This window comes from Methylotenera sp. (assembly GCF_029946165.1).
Taxonomy (GTDB): domain Bacteria; phylum Pseudomonadota; class Gammaproteobacteria; order Burkholderiales; family Methylophilaceae; genus Methylotenera.
In genome coordinates this window covers 1-21,824 of record NZ_JAQSDZ010000025.1, presented here as the reverse complement: position 1 = coordinate 21,824, position 21,824 = coordinate 1, and the positions used below count along the sequence as shown (strand labels likewise).

The window sequence follows — 21,824 nt, the reverse complement described above, 5'->3', positions numbered from 1 at the left end:
TATTTTATAGCTCACTTACTTAAGTTAAGGCGCTAATGATTTATTGCTAATTGCTCTGGTGCCAAACAAAGCTGAGCCAATTCTCACAATGGTTGAGCCTTCCTCAATCGCAGCTTGGTAGTCATCAGACATGCCTATAGACAGTGTATCTAAAGCAAAACCTTGAGCTAACAATGCATCATAGCATTCTCGTACTTGTTTGAATTGGCTACGCTGTTTATTATAATCCTTGCTTGGTTCTGGAATTGACATCAAGCCACGCAACTTTAAGCGAGGCATTTTCACAATCGCCGCCGCTAGCGCCACTAACTCACCTTGCGACACACCACTTTTACTCAGCTCATTGCTGGTATTCACTTGTATGCAAACTTGTAATGGCGCGATGTCAGGAGGCCTAGCATCATTTAAGCGCTGAGCGATTTTAAGTCTATCCACACTATGAACCCAAGCAAAATTTTGGGCAATCAATTGTGTTTTATTACTTTGAATTGGCCCAATAAAGTGCCATTCAATGGCTAAATCATTTAGTTGAGTTTGTTTGTCTAGCGCCTCTTGCAAATAGTTCTCACCAAACCTTGTTTGACCCGCGAAGTACGCTTCACGTATAGCCTGAGATGTTTGAGCCTTGCTTACTGCCAATAGCTGTACTGGTTGATTACATTGATTAACAGGTCTGCCTTGATTAACAGACGTAATTGAGTGAATTGTTGCTAGAATATCTTGCAAGCGATTGCCAATTGTGGTCATAATTCACTAAGCCTAAATTTATACCAAATAATTAACCTGTTATAAAAGGCAGGTTTTTGAAATGCTGGGTTTCGGCGTGTTTTAAGCATCGAAAGTTGAGCTATACAATCACAGCTACAATAAAATTATAACAGGAGCACGTTGTGGATATTTCAGATTTACTCGCATTCTCAGTTAAAAATAAAGCATCAGACTTACACCTTTCCGCAGGCTTGCCACCGATGATTCGTGTACATGGGGATATTCGCAAAATTAATGTGCCAGCTTTAGACCATACTGCAGTGCATGACATGGTATATGACATCATGAGCGATGGTCAGCGTAAAGTCTATGAGGAGACTTTGGAATGCGACTTTTCGTTTGAGATTCCCAATTTGGCACGTTTTCGGGTCAATGCTTTTAACCATCAGCGCGGCTCTGGTGCCGTGTTTCGTACGATTCCATCTAAAATATTGACGTTAGAGGAGCTTAATTGTCCAGCCATTTTCAAAGACATTGCCGATACTCCGCGCGGACTTTGTTTGGTGACGGGGCCAACGGGTTCGGGTAAATCAACCACCTTGGCAGCGATGATTGATTATATTAATGATAAAGAGTTCGGTCATATTTTGACTGTGGAAGACCCGATTGAGTTCGTACATACTTCAAAGAAATGTTTAATCAATCAGCGTGAAGTTGGACCACATACTTTGTCATTTAACAACGCTTTGCGCTCGGCATTGCGTGAGGATCCTGACGTGATTTTAGTAGGTGAAATGCGTGACCTTGAAACGATACGTTTAGCACTGACAGCAGCGGAAACTGGCCACATGGTGTTTGGTACGCTGCACACAAGTTCTGCCGCTAAAACCATTGACCGTATTATCGACGTTTTCCCTGCAGCTGAAAAAGAGATGGTTCGTTCAATGCTGTCAGAATCTCTACGCGCTGTTATTTCGCAAACTTTATTGAAGACTAAAGATGAGCAAGGTCGTGTGGCTGCGCATGAAATTATGATTGGGACGCCGGCGATTCGTAACTTGATTCGTGAAGCTAAGATCCCACAAATGTACTCAGCTATTCAGACTGGTCAGAGTTTGGGTATGCAAACCTTAGATCAAAACCTACAAGATTTAGTCAAGCGTAATGTGGTTTCAGCTAATGAAGCTCGTTCAAAAGCCGCGAATAAAGATAATATAATGGGTTAATAAGCGTTTGTTTATATATAGTTTATCACTTAGACGTAAAGTAAAGTCTTATAAATCAGTTAAGGGCAATAATGGAAAAAGGTCAGGCAGAGAAGTTTGTATTTGATTTATTGCGATTGATGCTTGCACGGAATGCATCCGATTTATTTATTACCGCTGGGTTTCCACCTGCGATGAAAATAGATGGCAAGGTAACGCCAGTAAGTAGCACGGTATTAGGTGCGCAACAGGCACGTGAAATTTCTCGTGCCATCATGAATGATAAGCAGAGTTCTGAGTTTGATGCGACTAATGAGTGCAATTTTGCCATTGGTATCCCAAGTGTTGCGCGTTTTCGCGTGAATGCTTTCGTTCAACGCGGTTCTGTTGGCTTGGTATTTAGAACGATTACAACAAAAATTCCAGAGTTTGAAGAGTTAGGTTTACCAGAAGTGTTAAAAGATATTGCCATGACCAAACGTGGCTTGGTGATTTTTGTTGGTGGTACTGGTTCAGGTAAGTCAACTTCTTTAGCCGCAATGGTTGGCTATCGCAATAAAAATAGCTACGGACATATCATTACCATTGAAGATCCTGTGGAATTTGTGCATGAACATATCAACTGTATTGTCACTCAACGTGAAATAGGCGTTGATACGGATAACTGGCAAATTGCGCTTAAAAACACCTTACGCCAAGCACCAGATGTGATATTGATTGGCGAGATTCGCGACCGTGAAACCATGGATTATGCGATTGCTTTTGCTGAAACCGGACACTTATGTATGGCGACATTGCATGCAAATAGCACCAATCAGGCCTTGGATCGTATTATTAACTTCTTTCCTGAAGAGCGTCGCCATCAGTTGCTGATGGATTTATCATTAAATACGCGAGCTTTTATTTCGCAACGACTTATTCCTAAAAAGGATGCGAAAGGGCGTGCTGCTGCAATGGAGGTTATGTTAAATTCACCGTTAATTTCAGATTTAATCTTTAAAGGTGATGTACATGAGATTAAATCCATAATTGCTAAATCACGCGAGTTAGGTATGCAAACATTTGACCAAGCCTTGTTTGATCTGCATGAAGCGGATGTGATTACTTATGAAGACACCCTACGCAATGCTGATTCGGTGAATGATATTCGACTCAAAATTAAATTGGATGGTAAAGCTTCTCACGGTAAAGACTTGTCGCAGGGGCTTGATAGTCTAGGAATAGTTTAGTTTCATTTTTTTTAAAAATAGAATTATGAAATGAAGAAAGCCGATGGAGTCATCGGCTTTTTTATTTGAGTTGTCTCAATTACTCTGATTGATATACGACTTGTCCGTTAACTAAAGTGGTTTTAACTTTACCTGCTATTTCCAAGCCACTAAATGGCGTATTTTTACCTTGGCTTTTGAGTGCGCTTGGAGTAATTGTCCAGTATTCATTCGCGTCAAATATACAAATATCTGCGTTAGAATTTATGCTTAAATCACCAGCAGCAATGCCTAGTATTTTTGCTGAAGACTGGCTGATAAGTGCTATTGCCTTAGGCAAACTTAGTTTTTCTTGATTTGCCCATTTGAGTGTGAGCGCTAACAATAACTCTAAACCTGTCGCGCCAACTTCAGCTTCGGCAAAGGGTGCTAATTTAGCATCATCATCTACAGGAGTGTGGTCTGAACAAATCGCGTCTATGGTGCCATCTTTTAAGCCAGCGCTTAACGCATCTTTATCGCGGTGCGATCTAAGTGGCGGCTTTAGATGACAATTAGCATCAAAAAATCCTATGTCGTGTTCGGTTAGGTGTAAGTGGTTCGCGCTCACATCGCAAGTGATATTCACCCCATTCTTTTTAGCCTCGCGTATCATATCTACGCCTTCCGCTGTCGATAAGCGACTGATATGGATTCGTGCGCCAGTTTCTTTAGCAATCCGCAAAATGCTCGCAAGTGCAAGTGCTTCTGCCGCGCTTGGAATGCCTTTTAAGCCTAATCGACTCGCGATTTCGCCATCATGCGCGACACCATCTTTGGCTAAAAATGGCTCTTCAGCATGCAGGAACAAAGTAAAGCCAAAAGTCGCCGCGTATTCCATTGCACGCCAAAGCACTTGCGTATCGGTAATGGCAATATTCGCTTGCGAGAAGCCAACACAGCCTGCTTCACGTAATTCGCCCATTTCTGATAACACTTTGCCCTGCAATTGGCGTGTAAGTGCGCCAAGTGGGTAAACGTGCGCAAGATTAAGCTGTTTAGCGCGATGCTTAAGCATTTCTACTAATCCAGGCTCATCAAGCACTGGGTCAGTATCTGGCGGGCAGGCGAGGCTAGTCACGCCACCAGCTACCGCAGCTTGTAGTTCGCTAATGAGCGTCGCTTTATATTCATCGCCTGGTTCACGTAATCTTGCAGATAAATCAACGAATCCAGGGCAGACGACTAAGTTGCTAGCATCAATGGTTTGGCTGGCAATAAAGCCTTCAGGCGCTTTGCCTAGAGCGACTATCTTGCCTGCTGCAATGAACACGTCTAGTTGGCTGTCGATGTTGTTTTTAGGGTCTATTACATGACCATTTTTGATTTGAATTTTCATACTTGGCTCCCTGCTTGGCTGCCAGAATTTTGCCCGCCTGCCAGCATCGCCATGACTGCCATTCGCACCGCGATGCCGTAAGTGACTTGCGGTAAAATGACAGATTGACTGCCATCCGCTACGCTAGAGTCAATTTCAACGCCGCGGTTCATTGGGCCGGGGTGCAATACGATAGCATCTGGTTTAGCCTGATTTAATTTGTCTTGTGTGAGGCCGTATGTTTTAAAATACTCTTGTGCACTTGGCAACATTGCGCCATTCATGCGCTCATTCTGTAAGCGCAACATCATGACGACATCTACATCTTTTAATCCAGCTTTCATGTCATGAAACACATGCACACCAAGCTTCTCTACTTGCGCTGGAAGCAAGGTTTTTGGCGCAATGACGCGCACTTCTGGTACGCCTAATGTTGTCAAAGCGTGAATCTCAGAGCGGGCTACACGCGAATGCAATACATCGCCGACAATCGCCACACGCAGATTATGCAGGTCAGGTTTGTATTTGCGTATGGTAAACATATCCAGCAAACCTTGCGTTGGGTGTGAGTGGCGACCATCGCCAGCATTCACCACGTGAATATGATCAGGGACATGTTTAGCAATAAAATGCGCCGCGCCAGATTGCGAATGGCGCACCACAAACATATCGGCGTGCATGGCGATTAAGTTATCGACCGTATCTAATATAGTTTCACCTTTAGATTGCGAAGAGGTGTTCACATTTAAGCTGATGACGTCGGCTGAAAGGCGTTTAGCCGCGATTTCAAAGGTGGTGCGAGTGCGTGTGCTATTTTCAAAAAACAGATTACAAACCGTTTTTCCGCGTAAAAGTGGTACTTTTTTAACTTCGCGTTCGGCGACGCCAACAAAAGATTCTGCGGTATCTAATATTTGATTCAATATTCTTTTAGGTAGGCCTTCGATAGAAAGCAAGTGTTGTAAGTTGCCGTCGGTATCTAGTTGCGGGTTATTCATGCTTGTGCACCTGACTTTGATTAAAGTTCAAGGATTGAAGTTCAAGGCTTAAAATGCCATCTTGATTTTGTATGAGTTGCAAATTCTGACTGGCATCTAAAGCAATATCAGCTGCGGTAATTTGGGGTGCAATTGGCAACTCACGCCCACCACGGTTGACCAAGGCAACCAAGGTGATGCTCGCGGGGCGGCCATAATCAAACAGCTCATTCATGGCTGCGCGTGTGGTTCGGCCCGTGTAAAATACGTCATCAATCAAAATAATGTGTTTGTTTTCAACATCAAAAGGAATCTGACTCGGGCGGTTTTCAGCCTTTAAGCCGCGCTTTTCGTAATCATCACGATAAAACGAAACATCTAAGGTGCCATGTTCAATCGCATTTGCGGCGACATCTTTTTCTAATAGCACTAGCAGTTTTTGCATTAACCAAACGCCGCCGCTTTGAATGCCGACGAGTGCAGTATTGGTTTTTAGTAATGGTTGGAGTTTTTGAGCCAGCGTTTTAAGCAGATCTTCAGCGTTAGGTAATGAGATGTTTTTTGAAGTCATTTCTGTATTTTACCTGTCATCATCTTTCACATTTATAGTCCGTTAAAATAGCTTTGCAAAATGGTTTGCGCTGCGACTTGATCCAACATTTCTTTTTGCGCGCGTCCCTTAATGCCAGATTGATTCAGTAGATCGCTTGCTTCAACTGAGCTGTAGCGTTCATCAATAAGCATTACAGGTAAGTTAAAGCGGCCATTTAGCCGCCTTGCAAACTTTTTACAGAGTTGAGTGACGCTTGTTTCTGCGCCATCTAAACTTAACGGCAAGCCTACAATGAGTAATTTAGGTTGCCATTCTTTTATCAACTTACTAATCGCTTCAAAGCGAACTTCGTTGCTTTCATTATCAATCGTCACCAGCGGATTCGCTGTGGCTAATAAATGCTCGCCAACGGCTACACCTATTCTTTGTTCGCCAAAATCAAAACATAACACGGTACTGGCTAATACTGTTTTTGCGTCGTAAACGCTTTCGTTATCAATGAGTTGGCCATGTGCTGAGATGCCCATTAAGCGTGACCTGCCACATCTGACAGCATGGCAGGGTCAACCCCTAAAAGCGCCATGGTTGCATTAAGCTTTTCATCATAATCTAACTCATACAGAATTTTGTGTAAGGTTTCTACATCGTTGGCCTTTACGGATAACCATGAATTTTGTTTGATTTCTTCTTCAAGTTGACCTGGCGTCCAACCTGCGTAACCTAATGTCAGCAACATTTTTGTGGGGCCGCTACCAATCGCGACAGATTCTAGAATGTCTTTAGAGCTTGTTAGCGCGGTATTTTCTGCAATTGTGATGGTGCTATCCCATTCGCCAGCCGCTATTTCGTGCAGAACAAAGCCGCGCTCCGGTTGTACAGGTCCGCCATACAATACAGGCGTGTCTGCAACTGCAAAGTTTAGTAGCTCGACTTGGATTTTTTCAAAAAGCGTGTCGTAGGTGATGTCGGTAGGGCGATTAATCATCACGCCCATTGCACCCTCTTGATTATGGGTGCAGATAAATGTGACGGATTTTGCGAAAAATGGGTCTGTCATGGCGGGCATCGCGATGAGAAAGTGACCTGTGAGGTTGATGTTTTCCAATGGTTTTATTCTAACATATCTAGTTGTTTAATATGGTTTTTTAGTTTGTGCTACTAGCCTCTAAATACCCTGTTACTTCAAGTCCGAATCCTGTCATGCTTGGCATTTTGCGTGGCGCTGCGAGTAATTTCATTTTACCCACGCCAATATCTAACAGGATTTGTGAGCCAATTCCGTAAGTACGCAGCTCTTGATTGATGCGTATTTTCTCATCTGCACCTTGAATACGTTCAATAATCGCTTCGCCGCTTTCTTGCTGATGCAGTAACACCATCACGCCAGATTCGGCGCCAGCAATTACTTTCATAGCTTCGAGTGTGTTCCAGCTATGTGTGCAACTGCTGCTATCGAGTAAGTCGAAAATAGATAGCGGCTCATGCACACGTACCAATGTTTCGTCTGCTGCATTTGGTTCGCCCTTAATAAGCGCTAAATGCGTTTCTTTAGCGATTTTATCGCGATAAGCAATTAGCTTCATCTCGCCATAAGGCGTTTGAATAGTGCGCTCAGCCGCGCGCTCAACTAGGCGTTCAGTTTGTGCGCGATATTGAATTAAATCTGCAATCGTACCGATTTTAAGTTGATGTTCGGCGGCAAACAGCATTAAGTCTGGCAAACGCGCCATGCTACCGTCATCTTTTAATATTTCGCAAATCACGCTGGTGGGTTCGCATCCCGCTAACTTAGCTAAGTCACAACCAGCTTCGGTATGACCTGCGCGTACTAAAACGCCGCCATCCATCGCCGCGAGCGGAAAAATATGACCTGGGCTAACAATGTCTTGTGGCTTAGCATCTTTTGCCACGGCTGCTTGCACGGTGCGTGAGCGGTCAGCGGCAGAAATGCCAGTTGTGACACCTTGAGCGGCTTCAATAGATACCGTGAAATTAGTGCCCATGCGTGCGCCGTTTTTTTGCACCATTTTTGTTAGGTTTAATTGACGGCAACGGTCCTCAGTCAAGGTCAAGCAAATCAGACCGCGGCCATGTTTAGCCATAAAGTTGATATGCTCTGCGGTGGAAAATTCTGCAGCTAAGACTAAATCACCTTCATTTTCGCGATTTTCATCATCAACAAGCACCACCATACGGCCTTGTTTGATTTCTTCAATAATCTCTAGTGCCGAACTAATAGATGCAGAACTAATAGTTGCAGTGCTGATTGTTTGGTTGTTACTCATGCAGTCGATATTTCCTTAATTTTACTAGCTGCTTGCAGGCTCTGCAGCCCAAAGTGTCATGCGTTCTACATAGCGCGCAATTTGGTCAACTTCTAAATTAACCTGACTTCCAACTTTTAGAAACTGTAGTGTGGTGTTTTCTATCGTGTGTGGAATCAAGTTAATGCTAAACACATCGGCGGCGATGGTGTTTACGGTCAGACTGACGCCATTTACACAAATGGAGCCTTTCACTGAAATGTATTTTGAAATTGCATGAGGCGCTCGAATATCTAGCTTCCAACAATCGCCAAGCTGCTCAAAAAGGACTACTTCACCAACGCCGTCTACGTGACCACTTACCAAGTGGCCGCCTAATCTGTCATTTAGACGCAGTGCTTTTTCTAGATTGACCGCATCTGGCTTATCCAGCCCAACGGTGACGGACAAAGACTCTTTGGAAACATGCACTTCGAAATGTGAATCATTAAAAGTGACAGCTGTGAGGCAAACGCCATTTACCGCGATGCTATCGCCAGTTTTAACGTCCTGCATATCCAGCCCAGCGCAGTTAATATTGAGTTTTACGTCGTCACCCACAGGGGTTACGCGTTCGATTTGACCTATGGTCTGTATGATGCCTGTAAACATGCTACAATTTTATCAGACTTGGCGCAGAATATGTCTCTGCTAATTGATAGTGCGCAAAATATACCGAGTTTTTGTTCGCTCAGCTAAAGCTAATTCCCCTTATTGCTTGATGAATTAGCAAGTCTTGAAATGACGTGTAGTTGTGGTCAAACACTAAAGAAAAGTAATTTTTTCAACTTAAACACCTTCATATATATAGCATTACTTTCAAATAAGAAAAATATTGATGTTGTAAATTCAACGCTAATTTAGGTAAAAAGTAAGGATCGAAGGTTAAGAATGACGCAAATGGCTGAGCCAGCAAAAAACGAAGAAGCCAGATTAGCCAGACTTAGACGTCTCTTGGTATTAGATGCCGCGCCTGAACCTTTGTTTGATGCGATCACAAAGTTGGCAAGTGACGTTTGCGGCACACCAATCTCCTTAATTAGCTTGATAGATGAAAGTCGTCAGTGGTTTAAGGCTAATGTTGGCTTAGAAGGCGCTACTGAAACACACAGAGATATCGCTTTTTGTTCACACGCAATTTTAGATAATAAAATTTTGGAGATTGAAGATGCAACTAAGGACGCACGATTTTCTGCAAACCCCTTAGTCATTACTGACCCCAATATAAGGTTCTATGCTGGCGTACCCATTGTTGTGGGAGAGGACATTAATATTGGTACCTTATGTGTCATTGATCGTGAGCCTAAATCGTTAAATGAATATCAGCGGATGGTATTAACGGGATTAGCGGAGATTATAAGCAAGGCGCTGGTAGTCAGAGAAGACGGTATCAATGTGATTCACGCAAAGTCTAAGGAGCTGGCAGCCATTATCGAAGATTCAGAAGATGCCATTATAACTAAATCGCTTGATGGAGTTGTGCTGACTTGGAACCCAAGTGCTGAGGCAATCTTTGGATATACCGCAAAAGAAATTGTGGGCAAATCGGTTACAGCTATTTTTCCACCAGACAAGGTCGATGAAGAGTTATTCATACTTAAGAAAATAAAAAATAACGAGCATATTAAGCATTATGAAACTGAGCGGCGTCATAAAAGTGGCAAGTTGATTCAAGTTTCCGTTTCGCTCTCTCCAATTAAAAATGTGATGGGAGAGATAATTGCAGTTTCTAAAATTGCGCGTGATATAACCCAACAAAAACAATTAGAGCAGGCTTTGGTCATCGAGCATGAACGTTTGCGTGTAACCATGGATTCAATTGGCGATGCAGTGATTACCACCGATATAAAAGGCAATGTGCAATATATCAACCCTATTGCTCAATCACTTACAGGATGGAGTGCTGTTGAGGCTAAAGGGCTGCCTTTACAGCAAATTTTCAATATCGTGAATGAGGTGACTAGAGCGCGCTGTGAAAATCCCTTGAAGCTTTGTTTAATCGAAAACCCAATAGTAGGTTTAGTTAGCAACACTATACTCATTAATCGAGATGGCACAGAATACGGCATAGATGAAAGCGCATCCCCAATACGAGGGGTGGATGGTAAAACGGTGGGAGTGGTTTTAGTCTTTCACGATGTCACAATGCAACGTCTAATGGCGAAGGAAATTTCATATCGCGCCACTCATGACGCATTAACAGGGCTGGTCAATAGGAGTGAGTTTGAGAGTCGCTTAAAAGTGATCGTGAGTGAAAGCCGCGGGGCTAGTATGCAAAATGCTTTGATGTACATCGACTTAGACCAGTTTAAAGTGGTTAATGATACTTGTGGCCACTCTGCAGGCGATGCCTTACTTAAAGAAGTGAGTCGTATCATGCAGTCTTGTATACGCAGTAGTGATTTGTTGGCAAGGATAGGTGGTGATGAGTTCGCAGTGATTTTGCATAAGTGTGACTTAGAACAAGCAATGGTGATTGCCAAGAAAATTTGTCGGTCAATAGATGAGCTTAGATTTAACTATGACGAACATCGTTTTCGTATAGGCGCTAGTTTAGGTTTAGTCATGGTAGATAAGAACTGTACTAGTGAAACTAGCCTTATGCAGGCGGCTGATAGCGCCTGTTATGAAGCAAAGCGGGCAGGGCGAAACCGTGTACATCTTTATTTTAATGACGACGGCCTAAAGGGCGCCCATCGCGAAGATGTGCAATGGGTAAGCCGCATTGAGCAAGCTTTGGAGGATGAAGGTTTTGTATTATTTTACCAGCGCATTTTGCCGCTTAATCATCAAGGTTTAGAGCATGCAGAAATTCTAATTCGTATGAAAGATACGAGTGGTGAATTGATTCCGCCCAATGCATTTTTACCCGCAGCCGAACGCTTTCACTTGATCACGCGAATAGACAGTTGGGTGATCGCGCACACATTTGAGTGGATGAAGCAAAATGCGGAATCACTTAATCATATTGAAACGATTTCTGTGAATTTGTCTGGTCAGTCTTTAGGCGATAGTAATTTCCATAATTATGTGCTGAGTTTAATTGAAACCATTGAGATTGATTGCAGCAAGCTGTGCTTTGAAGTGACAGAAACTGTAGCAATAACGAATATTGCCGCGGCTAAAAACTTTATTGAAAGCATGAATAAACATGGCGTCAAATTCTCCCTAGATGATTTTGGCGGTGGCGCTTCTTCATTTGGTTACCTTAAAAATTTGGATGTAGATTATCTAAAGATAGATGGGCAATTTATCACTGATTTAATTGATAACCAGATTGGTCAAGCCACTGTGCGTTGCATTGTAGAGGTTGCTAAGGTGACAGGGAAGAAAACAATCGCTGAGTGGGTAGAAAATCAGGCAGTAGAAAATATGCTCAAAGAGATGAGCGTGGATTTCACTCAAGGTTTCCTTAAACATAAGCCTGCAGGGTTGCATTTATTGTTAGAGCCTAAAGGCGCCTAGTTAAATCAGTACTTAATCATTGAGTCTAAAGTGGGTTAAACCGTAAAGTTCAGGCTCTGTAAGTCAATGTTTTGCGGCTCTTAGTTTAATTGTGTTTTATGGTGAGTTTGCCATTAAATACAAAACTTAAGTGTTAGTCTGCAAATGCTTATCAATTTCTTTTAAGCTAAACTCTAACCCTGTTAGAATTTAGCCTATGTTACAAAAAATAAAATCCTACATCGCTAGTTTCTCCGTATTTGAACTATTCGTTGGCATGCGCTACACGCGCGCTAAACGTAAAAATCATTTCATTTCATTTATTTCACTCACAAGTATGATCGGCATCGCACTGGGCGTGGCTGCGCTTATTATTGTGTTGTCGGTGATGAATGGCTTTCAAAAAGACTTACGCACGCGTATTTTAGGCGTGGCCTCGCATTTGGAAATTACTGGCAGCAATAATACTTTGAGTGACTGGTCTGGTATTGCAGAATCCTCCGTTAAGCGCGAGCACGTACTGGCGAGTGCACCCTATATTGCCGCACAGGCTATGTTGAGCTATGGCCAAGGCGTGCAAGGCGCAATTATTCGCGGTATATTACCGGCGGCTGAAGATAAAGTGGCTGACTTAGGCAAAAGCATGCGCGTTGGCAGCTTAGGAGATTTACGTGCTGGCGAGTTCGGCATTATCTTAGGCACAGATTTGGCTTATAACTTGGGTGCACAAATGGGAGATAAAGTAGTTGTAATGGCGCCCCAAGGGCAATTTACACCTGCTGGCATCGTACCAAGATTAAAGCAATTTACCGTGATTGGTTTATTTAGCAGTGGCATGCAAGAGTATGACGCAGGCCTTGCACTTATCCACATGGATGACGCAGCTAAGTTGTACCGAATGAACAATAAGGTGTCGGGCGTTCGGTTAAAGCTCGATGATTTATTTATTGCGCCGAATGTCGCTGCCACGATTTCTAGAGACTTGAATGGGGCAATTAATCCGACAGGTACTTATTACGTAACAGATTGGACGCAGCAACATGCGAATTTTTTCAAAGCAGTACAAATGGAAAAGCGCGTGATGTTCATTATTTTGACATTAATCGTAGCAGTTGCCGCGTTTAATATCGTCTCCACGCTAGTGATGGCAGTCACAGACAAGCGTGCCGACATTGCGATTATGCGCACATTTGGCGCGAGTCCAATCAGTATTATGGCAATTTTTATCGTGCAAGGCGCGTTAATAGGCTTAATCGGTACTTTAATAGGCGCGGTGTTCGGTGTGATTGTCGCGCTGAATATTGATGTCATTATTCCGTTTATTGAAGGCTTATTTCACATACAATTTTTATCAAAAGATGTTTACCAAATTAGCGAAGTGCCTTCAGATTTGATTTGGTCAGACGTAATTACCATTGTGATTGTCTCGTTTGTGTTAAGCCTGCTTGCTACTTTATATCCGAGTTGGCGCGCTAGTAAAATCAATCCAGCTGAGGCCTTAAGGTATGAGTAATTTAGTGAGTAGCATTGTTTCTTGCCAAGCCTTACATAAAACCTACGAAGGCTTAGATGTCCCAGTTTTGAACGGCATAGACCTTCATGTGGGTGCAGGAGAGCAGATTGCGATTGTCGGGACTTCTGGATCAGGAAAAAGCACCTTATTGCATTTACTGGGTGGCTTAGATGCGCCAACTAGTGGTGAAGTGCGTATTCTTAATCAAAATATAGCGGCCATGAGTGAAGCAAGAAAGGGCGAAATTCGCAATCAATCGTTGGGCTTTGTTTATCAATTCCATCATCTACTACCCGAGTTTACTGCGCTTGAGAATGTAGCTATGCCTTTGTTTATACGTCGCATGCCGCGTGAGCAAGCGCTTACAATGGCCGCTCAAACGCTTACTAAAGTTGGATTGACCCATCGCATGGAACACATGCCGGGTGAGCTTTCAGGTGGAGAACGCCAGCGTGCCGCGGTAGCGCGCGCATTGGTCACGCAACCGCAATGTATTCTAGCGGATGAGCCTACAGGCAATCTAGATCGACATACCGCGCATGCAGTGTTTGATTTATTGTTGGAAGTGAATCAAGTGCAACAACGAAGTTTGGTTGTGGTAACGCATGACTTAGAGCTTGCGAAGAAAATGCAGCGACAATACAAGTTAGTTGACGGAAAACTACAACCTTTATAGGTTATCAGCACTATGATTCTTATGGCGCTGATGTTTGTTTTTGGTGCTTGGAATGTTCAGCATTTAGCACAGTTGCCGACCCTCACTTGGTTGTTGTTTGCATTATTTGTAATGGTTGCGACTATTGCTATTCAATTCCATCCGCGTTTTTCTTCAAATTCCCAGCCATTAAGATTTTTTAAAAGCACATTAAGATGCGCCGCAGCTTTTTTATTTGGTCTGTGCTGGGCAAGTAGTTATGCCTATTGGAGAATTGCTGATGAGTTGCCGCACGCATGGGAGCAAAAATCCATTGCAATTGAAGGGATCGTAGCGAGTGTGCCAGAAGCCACTGAGGTAGGTGTGCGCTTTAAATTTTATGTAGAAAAAATATTAACAAAGGGCGCAGTAGTGCCCAAACATATTAGCCTTAATCAATATCGCAGAAATAGTTATGGTGGTAGTAAAAGCACTGAAAAAGAAGCGATTGAGTCTAATGAATTTAAGGTGGGTGAACGTTGGTCGCTCGTTGTACGATTAAAGCGACCTCATGGCGCAGTTAATCCGCACGGCTTTGATTTTGAGTCATGGGCGCTATCGGAAAACATACGTGCTACAGGCAGCATAAAGAGCAAAGCTGGAATTAAAAAGCTAGATGACTTTGTTTGGCAGCCACGTTATATGGTTGAGTTTTTACGTGAAAAGGTACAAAAGCGGATTGAAAAAGTACTCGCAGGCAAGCCATACAGCGGCATAATTCAAGCGCTGGTAATGGGCGATGATAGCCAAATTGATGTTGAAGACTGGCAAGTATTTTTACGCACAGGTACTTCGCATTTAATGTCAATTTCAGGCCTTCACATCACCATGTTGGCTGGATTGGCATTTGCTTTTGTGAGTTTCTTCTGGCGACGCAGTCACCATTTAGTGATGCATTTACCTACACGTAAAGCAGCAACTGTGGCTGGTGTGGTTATCGCTTTAGCCTATTCATTAATAGCGGGATTTTCGGTGCCATCGCAACGCACTTTGTATATGCTTTTTGTGTTTGCCGTTGCATTATGGTCGGGGCGGCAATTAGTCATTTCACAAGTCTTGGCAATGGCTTTATTAATTGTTGTTATGCTAGATCCTTGGGCTGTTAGTTCCCCCGGTTTTTGGTTGTCGTTTGGCGCTGTCGCCATGTTGGCTTATGCCTTGGGTGGACGTATCGGTGAAGTTCATTGGTTTCAAGCGGCGCTAAAAACGCAATATGCCGTCACCATCGGCATGTTGCCTTTACTGCTCATCATGTTTGGGCAAACTTCAATCGTTTCGCCAATTGCCAATGCCTTTGCAATTCCCTTGATTAGCTTTGTTGTGACGCCACTGGCATTGCTTGGAAGTTTTCTACCCGCCAATTTTCTGACAGATATTCCGCTACACGTGTCATATAAAGCTTTAGAAGTTGGCATGTGTGCCCTTAAATGGCTTAATGAACTGCCAATGGCTACTTGGCAACAGCATGAACCTGCCGCGTGGACTTTAATTCCTGCAATATTCGGCGTACTTTGGTTATTGCTACCACGCGGTTTTCCTATGCGGTGGATGGGTTTAGTCGGCTTTCTGCCTATTTTAATGAATGTGCCTATACGACCCGCTCTAGGTGAGATGAAAGTGACTGTACTAGATGTAGGTCAGGGATTAAGTGTGGTTGTGCAAACGGCTAAACATAACTTGGTATACGATGCGGGTCCTAAATTTAATGAGCAAAGCGACGCAGGCAGTCGAATAGTTATGCCGTTTTTGCGAGGCGAAGGCATCAAAAAAATAGATGGTTTTGTTGTTAGTCATAATGACATTGATCATAGTGGCGGTATGCCGTCTATACTAGCGCTGATGCCGGTTAGGTGGCTTAATAGCTCTCTGCCTGATGACGCTGATATTCCAGCTTCGCAAAGAAAAATGCGTTGCTATGCTGGTCAGCAATGGCTGTGGGATGACGTAAAATTCGAAATAATACATCCGCGTGCTGATAGTTATGATGATAAACGTATTAAAGATAACGACCGAAGTTGTGTATTAAAAGTAACCAGTCAAGCAGGTAGTGTGTTGCTGACAGGTGATATTGAAAAAGCTGATGAGCTTCAACTGATTAACTCAGAAGCCGATAAACTTAGAAGTGATGTGATTGTCGTGCCACATCATGGTAGTAAAACTTCTTCCACCTCTGATTTTATTGCGGCTGTAGCGCCTAGCGTCAGTATTATCACTAATGGCTATTTGAACCGATTTGGTCATCCTAAGCCTGTGATACTTGAGCGCTACCTAGCTACAAACAGCTTGCTATATCGATCTGATTATAACGGTGCGGTTGAAATGCGCTTTATGCACGACGGGAATATTCAAATTTTAAGTTGGCGAAGTCAATACAAGCGCTATTGGCTTGATAATTTTGAGAACCTTAATTAAAAAGTAATTAAAATGTAGGGATATTTAAGAAATTCATAAGATTATTAAGTACGTATGCCATGTAAGTTTATGAAAGCGTTGCACTTGAAGCTTGCCCAAATGCGGGCGACAAGCTAAAGTATCGGGATAAGTATCAACAAGTTTTTTTACAGACTATTCATTACGATTAATTATAGTCATCACGATTAATATTGAAATTTAGGAGTTGCACTGTGTGGCAAATTATTTTAGCAGCGGGTTGGCCAATTTGGCCGCTAATCATAGCGTCAGTGGTAGCCTTGGCAATTATAGGTGAGCGGGCGTTTGCGTTGCGTGAAAGTACAGTAGCACCTGCGAACTTATTGCCAGAGGTGCAGTCATGGCTTAATAAAGGCGGTGTGACTAAAGAAACAATCGGCCGCTTAGAGCAGCACTCATTGTTAGGCCAGGTATTTGCAAGCGCCTTATCCAACTCAAAAAACTCACGTGAAATCACTAAAGAAGCCATAGAAGAAAGAGGTCGTGCAGTTGCGCACTCTTTAGAGAAATACCTTTCCACCTTAGGCACTATCGCAACAGTTGCGCCATTGTTAGGGCTTTTGGGTACTGTGATTGGTATGGTTGAGTTATTCGGCGCATTTACTAATACAGGTCATGATATTGCGCAATTTGCGCGTGGTATTTCTGTTGCCTTGTACAACACTGCAGCAGGTATTGTCGTAGCTGTGCCAGCGATGATTGCTTACCGCTATTTCCGTTCTAAAGTAGATGACTTGTTGGTGGGTATGGAACAGCAAGCAATTAAATTAGTTGAAATCATTCACGGTGAACGTAAATAATTTGTGTTAACTCATATTGATTCTGTGCTGATTTTACTTGCCGTACTCATGGGGCTGACAATTAAAATCTGCTTGGTTGAATTGTGATTTGAAGCAAATTTAGTTATAAGGAATAGAACATGAATTTTCAACGTGGAAAGCGCCATGAAGAGCTCGAGATGAATCTCGTGCCTTTAATCGACGTATTACTAGTGATCATAATTTTCTTGGTAGTGAGTGCAACATTCTCGCGTACAAGTGAATTGCAAATCAATTTGCCAACAGCTGAGGCTAATGCGCCGCAAGAAAAACCATTGACCATTGAAGTGGGTGTCGATGCGGCAGGCAAATATGTCGTGAATGGCAAAGGAATAGCTAACTCATCTGTTGAGGGAATTAGCGCGGCACTACAAGCTGCAGTCAATGGTAGTAAGGAAGAGCCAACTATCATTATCAATGCTGACGCTAAAAGTGCCTTCCAATTCGTTATTGATGTGATGGAAGCCTCGCGCACAGCAGGCTATACGCATATTACGTTCGCGACCCAATCAAAAGCAGGTTCTTAAATCATACGTTTAATCACACTCAAATTAATTCGATTTAGTTGGATTCGACTTAACGAAATTAGCAGTTAATCATGTCGAAAACAAAAGATAAATTATCACTATTATCCCCATTAAAAAAGATTAGCGTAAAGGTTTTATATTTACGTTTACTTGGCTACGCTTGGCGTTACAAGCTAGTATTTGCAAGCAGTATTATTGCAATGGTCATTCTCTCAGCGACAAATACGGGCTTTCTTGCAGTTATTAAGCAAGTGACTGATGAAGGCTTCGTTAAGCAAAATCCAAATAAACTCAATTTGTTACCATTCATGTTGTTTGGGTTATTGGCGATTCGTGCTTCGGCTGGGTTTGTTTCAAACTTCTCTATGCGATGGGTTTCTCGTAAAGTTGTGGGAGATTTGAGAGTTGATGCTTTCCGTAGCTTGATGACTTTGCCCGTAAGTTTTTTTGATGCAGTTTCTGTAGGGATAATGACTTCAAAACTCACCTACGATGCTGAGTTAATGGCTAAAGCTTCAACCAATGCGGCGGTTAGCATGGTTCGCGATTCGCTCACAATTTTAGGCATGCTGGGTTATATGCTTTACTTAAATTGGCGTCTAACTTTAATTTTTGCCATTGTGGCGCCTTTTATGGCAATTTATTTAAGCAGAATAATGCCAAAAGTACGTTCCGCAGGTACTTATGTTCAACAGTCCGTTGGCGACATGACCAAAGTCTTGGAAGAAGCGCTTTCTGGGCAAAGGATGGTAAAAGTTTTTGGTGGTCAGGATTACGAAAACCAACGTTTTTCAAGTGTAATCATCCGTAATATGCGTATGCAGATTCGTCTAGCCCGTATTTCTGGTCTAAGCAGCTTCGTCATCGAAATATTGGCTGCAGTTGCATTGGGTTTAGTCGTTTATTACTCTGTTGGCAAATTCAGTGCAGGTGAGTTCGCCGCTTTTATTGGCGCTTTGCTTATGCTAATAGCACCCATCAAAGGCTTAACCAACTTAAATGAAGACATTCAAGTTGGGGTGGCCGCTGCGCAAAGCGTATTTGAGCTAATTGATGCAAAATCAGAAGTTGATGAAGGTGTTAAAGAGCTTAACCGCGCTGAAGGTTTAATTGAGTTTCGCAGTGTAAATGTGCGTTATGATAATGCAAAAAAATTAGCCCTGAAAAATGTCAGTTTTATTGTTAAACCAGGCGAGAAAATTGCATTGGTCGGACGATCTGGTGGTGGTAAAACAACATTGGTCAATTTGCTACCTCGTTTTTATGAGTTGCAACAGGGCTTGGTGATGCTTGATGGCGTAGACATTCGCGCATTAAGTTTGAAGAATTTGCGTCAACAATTCTCACTTGTAAGCCAAGATGTGACCTTATTTAATGATACGATATTTAATAATATCGCTTACGGTGTTTTGCGAAATGCTAATGAGGCTGAGGTGATTGCAGCTGCTAAAGCCGCCCATGCTTGGGAATTTATAGAGCAGCTACCTAATGGACTGCAAAATGAAATCGGCGATAGAGGCGTACGTCTTTCCGGCGGGCAGCGTCAGCGTATTGCCATTGCTCGGGCAATATTAAAAAATGCGCCTATATTGTTACTTGATGAAGCAACCTCCGCTTTGGATACTGAGTCAGAGCAGCATGTTCAAGCCGCATTAGATACATTAATGCGTAATCGTACAAGTATCGTTATCGCACACCGACTGAGTACAATTGAAAATGCAGATCGCATTATGGTAATGGAGCAAGGTGAAATCGTTGAATGTGGCTCGCATGATGAGCTGATTTCTCAGGGCGGTCATTATGCTAAGTTGTATCAAAAGCAATTCAATTAACTACTCAGTTATCCGCAAATGTAGATGAATAATTGGTTTCAAAAACAGTGGTCTACCTATAGCTTGTGGCATATTTTGCTGATTCCACTTTCTTGGATTTTTCTTGTTGTCATTTCTGTTAGAAAAACCTTATATAAGGTCGGTTGGCTTAAAAGTACTGGCTTAAGTGTGCCCGTTATTGTTGTTGGCAATGTTACCGTAGGCGGCACAGGTAAAACGCCATTTGTTATTTGGCTGGCGGAACAGTTGCAGCTTGCAGGATATAAGCCCGGCATTATAAGTCGGGGCTACGGCGGGAAATCAAAGCTAGCAACGCCAGTATTTGCAAATAGTGATCCACAACTAGTGGGAGACGAGCCCGTTTTAATCAGCAAGCGCACGACTTGCCCAATGTTCGTTGGCACAAATCGAGTCGCTGCAGGACAGGCTTTATTACAAGAAAACCCCCAATGCAATGTGATTATTAGTGATGACGGTTTGCAACATTATGCCTTGTGGCGCAATGTGGAAATTGCCTTGGTCAATTCAAATAGCCGGTTTGGCAATCAACGATTATTACCAGCTGGACCACTCCGCGAAAAACTTACAAGATTAAGACTTGTTGATGCAATTGTTGATAGTGGCAAAGGAGCCGCTTTTGTTAATACATTTAAAGAGGCTAAGCAAACGCCGATATTTAACATGTCATTGCAAGGCGAACTCTTTGAGTCTGTGGATGGTTCAGGAGCCAAACAGCCCGTTAGTTATTTTGCCGATAAAAAATTAGTAGCGATTGCAGGGATAGGTAATCCTGAGCGGTTTTTTGATCAATTATCTGATTTGGGTCTACAATTTGAGCGTAAGCCATTTGCTGATCATCATGCATTTACAAAGCATGACTTAATGCAGTTTGCAGGCAAAACTATTCTAATGACAGAAAAAGATGCCGTAAAATGTTCAGCATTTACTACAAATGATTCATGGTGCTTACCCGTAGCTGCGACAATAAGCAGTACAAATCAAGCATCTCTTGCTAAACTTATTTTGCAAAAATTAGGAATTTAATGATGGATACAAAACTACTACAAATTTTAGTATGCCCAGTGACTAAAGGCTCACTTATCTTTAATAAAGCGACGAACGAGTTGATTTCGAAATCCGCAGGTTTGGCTTATCCAATTAAAGATGGTATACCAGTGATGCTCGAAGAAGAAGCGCGTAAATTAACTGATGAAGAGCTTGCATAAGGTGAAGTCTAAAGTCCCGGAGTTTTATGTTGTTATCCCAGCTCGCTATGCCAGCAGTAGGCTGCCTGGTAAGCCGCTACTAGATATTGCTGGCAAACCAATGGTGGTATGGGTGGCGGAACGCGCAAAAGTTAGCGGAGCGAAACAAGTCGTCATTGCAACCGATGACTCGCGTATTTTAGATGCCGTCACGCAATATGGTCATCTAGGGATGATGACCAGAGTCGATCATGTAAGTGGCACAGATCGAATCGCAGAAATTGCGATGGCACAGCAGTGGCCTGACGATGCGATTGTCGTTAATGTGCAAGGTGATGAGCCCCTAATAGAAGCTTCTTTAATTATTGAAGTCGCTAATACTTTAAGTAATCATCCTGAGTCAGTCATGGCAACTGCATGCCACGCAGTACATAGCAAAGCGGATTTCTTAAATCCTAATATTGTGAAAGTGGTGTTGGATTCGCAAAGTAATGCACTTTATTTCAGTCGCGCACCGATCCCATATCCTAGAGATGCTTTTGGCGCAAATATAGACTTGCCAGAGAATATGCCAATTTATCGACATATTGGTATCTATGCTTATCGCGCAAAATTCCTAAAACAATATGCGAGCCTTCAGCCAAGTACGCTAGAGCAGGTAGAGTCATTAGAGCAGCTTCGTGTACTACATCATGGGTATAAAATTTCAGTATCAATTTCTCAAAATGCACCAGCCGCAGGCGTGGATACACAAGAAGATCTAGACTACGTGCGCAGTGTAATGTGCTAGCGGACTGCTTTGCGTTAGTATTAATCCCCGTAAATCGTAAATTACACAAATAAAGCTGCGAATGTTCTTGCAGTAAATAGCTAGGTTTGCTATAGTCTCACCTCTCGACGCAACTAGGTCGAATCGGACGCGGGATGGAGCAGTCTGGCAGCTCGTCGGGCTCATAACCCGAAGGTCACAGGTTCAAATCCTGTTCCCGCAACCAAAGATTTAAAGTGTGTTTTATACGGTTAATAATAAATGTGAAATGTTTCAAATTT

General features: G+C 42.8%; 20 protein-coding genes and 1 tRNA gene. 13 read left to right on the top strand and 8 right to left on the bottom strand.

Translation table 11 applies throughout. The features are described 5' to 3' along the window. Nucleotides 1–24: 24 nt before the first annotated feature. On the bottom strand, nucleotides 25–747 hold the full coding sequence (locus PSV17_RS12740) for a YggS family pyridoxal phosphate-dependent enzyme (RefSeq protein ID WP_300483242.1): 723 nt from the start codon (nucleotides 745–747) through the stop codon (nucleotides 25–27). 143 nt (nucleotides 748–890) lie between these two features. Between PSV17_RS12740 and PSV17_RS12735 the strand changes: the two genes are divergently transcribed. Both PSV17_RS12735 and PSV17_RS12730 read left to right on the top strand, forming a co-directional pair. After that, nucleotides 891–1,934: a type IV pilus twitching motility protein PilT gene (locus tag PSV17_RS12735; RefSeq protein WP_300483240.1), complete on the top strand. Its 1,044-nt coding sequence runs from the start codon at nucleotides 891–893 to the stop codon at nucleotides 1,932–1,934. Between the two features lie 71 nt (nucleotides 1,935–2,005). After that, nucleotides 2,006–3,142: a PilT/PilU family type 4a pilus ATPase gene (locus PSV17_RS12730; protein WP_300483238.1), complete on the top strand. Its 1,137-nt coding sequence runs from the start codon at nucleotides 2,006–2,008 to the stop codon at nucleotides 3,140–3,142. A 79-nt stretch (nucleotides 3,143–3,221) separates the two neighbouring features. On the opposite strand, the gene PSV17_RS12725 is transcribed toward PSV17_RS12730, so the two are convergent. The 7 genes from PSV17_RS12725 to PSV17_RS12695 are packed head-to-tail and all read right to left on the bottom strand — an operon-like array spanning nucleotide 3,222 to nucleotide 8,923. After that, a complete protein-coding gene (locus PSV17_RS12725; RefSeq protein WP_300483237.1) occupies nucleotides 3,222–4,499 on the bottom strand; it encodes a dihydroorotase in 1,278 nt (425 codons plus the stop codon). Then, nucleotides 4,496–5,476 (bottom strand): aspartate carbamoyltransferase catalytic subunit, encoded by a 981-nt coding sequence (locus PSV17_RS12720; RefSeq protein WP_300483235.1) that lies wholly within the window; start codon nucleotides 5,474–5,476, stop codon nucleotides 4,496–4,498. Before PSV17_RS12720 ends, PSV17_RS12725 begins: the two co-directional genes overlap by 4 nt. Continuing rightward, nucleotides 5,469–6,026 (bottom strand): bifunctional pyr operon transcriptional regulator/uracil phosphoribosyltransferase PyrR, encoded by a 558-nt coding sequence (pyrR, locus tag PSV17_RS12715; protein WP_300483233.1) that lies wholly within the window; start codon nucleotides 6,024–6,026, stop codon nucleotides 5,469–5,471. Before pyrR ends, PSV17_RS12720 begins: the two co-directional genes overlap by 8 nt. Nucleotides 6,027–6,058: 32 nt before the next feature. Next, nucleotides 6,059–6,535, bottom strand: coding sequence for a Holliday junction resolvase RuvX (gene ruvX / locus PSV17_RS12710; RefSeq protein WP_300483232.1), 477 nt, complete (start codon nucleotides 6,533–6,535; stop codon nucleotides 6,059–6,061). Then, on the bottom strand, nucleotides 6,535–7,113 hold the full coding sequence (locus tag PSV17_RS12705; RefSeq protein WP_300483230.1) for a YqgE/AlgH family protein: 579 nt from the start codon (nucleotides 7,111–7,113) through the stop codon (nucleotides 6,535–6,537). Before PSV17_RS12705 ends, ruvX begins: the two co-directional genes overlap by 1 nt. 40 nt (nucleotides 7,114–7,153) lie before the next feature. Next, nucleotides 7,154–8,293, bottom strand: a complete 1,140-nt coding sequence (ribBA, locus tag PSV17_RS12700; protein ID WP_300483229.1) for a bifunctional 3,4-dihydroxy-2-butanone-4-phosphate synthase/GTP cyclohydrolase II — start codon at nucleotides 8,291–8,293, stop codon at nucleotides 7,154–7,156. Between the two features lie 24 nt (nucleotides 8,294–8,317). Then, nucleotides 8,318–8,923 carry a riboflavin synthase gene (locus PSV17_RS12695; RefSeq protein WP_300483226.1) on the bottom strand — a complete coding sequence of 202 codons (606 nt, stop codon included), beginning with the start codon at nucleotides 8,921–8,923 and terminating at the stop codon, nucleotides 8,318–8,320. Nucleotides 8,924–9,211: 288 nt separating this feature from the next. Here PSV17_RS12695 and PSV17_RS12690 point away from each other — a divergent pair, with 288 nt between their 5' ends. The 11 genes from PSV17_RS12690 (at nucleotide 9,212) to PSV17_RS12640 (ending at nucleotide 21,769) form a co-directional block, all read left to right on the top strand. Then, complete coding sequence (locus tag PSV17_RS12690; RefSeq protein ID WP_300483224.1) at nucleotides 9,212–11,776, top strand: EAL domain-containing protein; 2,565 nt, start codon at nucleotides 9,212–9,214, stop codon at nucleotides 11,774–11,776. A 196-nt stretch (nucleotides 11,777–11,972) separates the two neighbouring features. Next, on the top strand, nucleotides 11,973–13,268 hold the full coding sequence (locus PSV17_RS12685) for a lipoprotein-releasing ABC transporter permease subunit (RefSeq protein WP_300483223.1): 1,296 nt from the start codon (nucleotides 11,973–11,975) through the stop codon (nucleotides 13,266–13,268). After that, nucleotides 13,261–13,944 (top strand): lipoprotein-releasing ABC transporter ATP-binding protein LolD, encoded by a 684-nt coding sequence (gene lolD, locus PSV17_RS12680; protein WP_300483221.1) that lies wholly within the window; start codon nucleotides 13,261–13,263, stop codon nucleotides 13,942–13,944. Before PSV17_RS12685 ends, lolD begins: the two co-directional genes overlap by 8 nt. A 21-nt stretch (nucleotides 13,945–13,965) precedes the next feature. Beyond that, nucleotides 13,966–16,374: a DNA internalization-related competence protein ComEC/Rec2 gene (locus PSV17_RS12675; protein WP_300483219.1), complete on the top strand. Its 2,409-nt coding sequence runs from the start codon at nucleotides 13,966–13,968 to the stop codon at nucleotides 16,372–16,374. A 212-nt stretch (nucleotides 16,375–16,586) separates the two neighbouring features. Then, nucleotides 16,587–17,192: a MotA/TolQ/ExbB proton channel family protein gene (locus tag PSV17_RS12670; protein ID WP_300483217.1), complete on the top strand. Its 606-nt coding sequence runs from the start codon at nucleotides 16,587–16,589 to the stop codon at nucleotides 17,190–17,192. A 119-nt stretch (nucleotides 17,193–17,311) separates the two neighbouring features. Continuing rightward, nucleotides 17,312–17,737 carry a biopolymer transporter ExbD gene (locus PSV17_RS12665; protein WP_300483215.1) on the top strand — a complete coding sequence of 142 codons (426 nt, stop codon included), beginning with the start codon at nucleotides 17,312–17,314 and terminating at the stop codon, nucleotides 17,735–17,737. Nucleotides 17,738–17,808: 71 nt separating this feature from the next. Then, a complete protein-coding gene (gene msbA, locus PSV17_RS12660; RefSeq protein WP_300483213.1) occupies nucleotides 17,809–19,569 on the top strand; it encodes a lipid A export permease/ATP-binding protein MsbA in 1,761 nt (586 codons plus the stop codon). Nucleotides 19,570–19,593: 24 nt separating this feature from the next. Beyond that, nucleotides 19,594–20,613: a tetraacyldisaccharide 4'-kinase gene (gene lpxK / locus PSV17_RS12655; protein ID WP_300483211.1), complete on the top strand. Its 1,020-nt coding sequence runs from the start codon at nucleotides 19,594–19,596 to the stop codon at nucleotides 20,611–20,613. A gap of 2 nt (nucleotides 20,614–20,615) precedes the next feature. Beyond that, nucleotides 20,616–20,795, top strand: a complete 180-nt coding sequence (locus PSV17_RS12650) for a Trm112 family protein (protein WP_300382713.1) — start codon at nucleotides 20,616–20,618, stop codon at nucleotides 20,793–20,795. 1 nt (nucleotide 20,796) lies between these two features. After that, entirely contained in the window at nucleotides 20,797–21,564 is a 768-nt protein-coding gene (kdsB, locus tag PSV17_RS12645; RefSeq protein ID WP_300483209.1) for a 3-deoxy-manno-octulosonate cytidylyltransferase, read from the top strand. 128 nt (nucleotides 21,565–21,692) lie between these two features. Next, nucleotides 21,693–21,769, top strand: a tRNA-Met gene (locus tag PSV17_RS12640). Nucleotides 21,770–21,824 lie beyond the last annotated feature (55 nt).